Annotated in this window: 9 tRNA genes; all 9 read left to right on the top strand. The window is 49.0% G+C overall.

The features are described from left to right. Nucleotides 1-103 precede the first annotated feature (103 nt). The 9 genes from FC43_RS07320 to FC43_RS07280 all read left to right on the top strand — a co-directional run bounded on the left by FC43_RS07320 (nucleotide 104) and on the right by FC43_RS07280 (nucleotide 923). A tRNA-Ser gene (locus tag FC43_RS07320) sits at nucleotides 104-195 on the top strand. A 5-nt stretch (nucleotides 196-200) separates the two neighbouring features. Next, nucleotides 201-273 (top strand) — tRNA-Glu (locus FC43_RS07315). Between the two features lie 9 nt (nucleotides 274-282). Beyond that, nucleotides 283-355: transfer RNA gene (locus tag FC43_RS07310), tRNA-Val, on the top strand. 31 nt (nucleotides 356-386) lie between these two features. Further along, nucleotides 387-459, top strand: a tRNA-Phe gene (locus FC43_RS07305). 6 nt (nucleotides 460-465) lie between these two features. Next, nucleotides 466-548 (top strand) — tRNA-Tyr (locus FC43_RS07300). A 7-nt stretch (nucleotides 549-555) separates the two neighbouring features. Beyond that, nucleotides 556-626: transfer RNA gene (locus FC43_RS07295), tRNA-Trp, on the top strand. 17 nt (nucleotides 627-643) lie between these two features. Continuing rightward, nucleotides 644-718, top strand: a tRNA-His gene (locus FC43_RS07290). Nucleotides 719-754: 36 nt separating this feature from the next. Then, nucleotides 755-825: transfer RNA gene (locus FC43_RS07285), tRNA-Cys, on the top strand. 14 nt (nucleotides 826-839) lie between these two features. Continuing rightward, nucleotides 840-923, top strand: a tRNA-Leu gene (locus FC43_RS07280). Nucleotides 924-1,195: the final 272 nt, after the last annotated feature.

The raw sequence follows: 1,195 nt of genomic DNA, 5'->3' as shown, positions 1-1,195 counted from the left end.
CGCGCCGAAAGTAGTTGGGGGATCGCTCCCTGCGAGGATAGGGCGTCGCCACGCGAAGTTAACAAGCCTTTGGCACCTGACTTTGTGTCAGGGCTTGGATTTTGGAGAGTTGTCCGAGCTGGCCGAAGGAGCAGCATTGGAAATGCTGTATACGGGTTAAAGCCTGTATCAAGGGTTCGAATCCCTTACTCTCCGTTGATGACCCGTTGGTCAAGTTGGTTAAGACACCAGCCTTTCACGCTGGTAACATGGGTTCGAATCCCGTACGGGTCACTTGATTTTGGAGGATTAGCTCAGTTGGGAGAGCGTCTGCCTTACAAGCAGAGGGTCACAGGTTCGAGCCCTGTATCCTCCATTACAGCTGAATAGTTGTAAACTCCAAAGATGGCTCGGTAGCTCAGTTGGTAGAGCAACGGATTGAAGCTCCGTGTGTCGGCGGTTCGATTCCGTCCCGCGCCACTTTATGGAGGAGTAGCGAAGTCTGGTTAAACGCGACGGTCTGTAAAACCGTTCCTTCGGGTTCGGTGGTTCGAATCCACTCTCCTCCATTATTATAGGGATATAGTTAAACGGTATAACTACGGTCTCCAAAACCGTCATTGTGGGTTCGATTCCTACTATCCCTGCTCAACTGAATATTTTGGCGGTATTGGTGAAGTTTGGTTAACACATCGGTTTGTGGATCCGACATGCGTGGGTTCGAATCCCACATACCGCCCTTCCAACCAGTAATTATTGGTTGACTTAACTAATTGGTGGTATAGCCAAGTGGTAAGGCAGAGGTCTGCAAAACCTTCATCACCGGTTCGAATCCGGTTACCACCTTTTAGTGAAGACATGCCTCTGTGGCGGAATTGGCAGACGCGCTGGACTCAAAATCCAGTTCCCGCAAGGGAGTGTGGGTTCGACCCCCACCGGAGGCATATTTTATTTTGAATGTCTTTGCTTGGCAGAGCGGCTAGAGTTTAATCTAGTCGCTCTGTTTTTGCTTTCGTGAACCAAAGAGGGCAATGTAAGCACGGCATAATAGACCGTATTTAGCAGAATAGCGCCCAGAAGTATCCTTGAAGGAAGGACAACTTCTGAGCGCTATTTGCGTCGATGTGAGCTTACTTACTTATTTTGATGTTTGGGCGGCGTTCGTACAATACCCTTAGAGGTTGACACTTTTAAAAATGAAAGTGTTGCCTTTGGG

The organism is Limosilactobacillus ingluviei DSM 15946, assembly GCF_001435775.1.
Classification (GTDB): Bacteria; Bacillota; Bacilli; order Lactobacillales; family Lactobacillaceae; genus Limosilactobacillus; species Limosilactobacillus ingluviei.
This window is presented reverse-complemented; position numbering and strand designations above follow the sequence as displayed.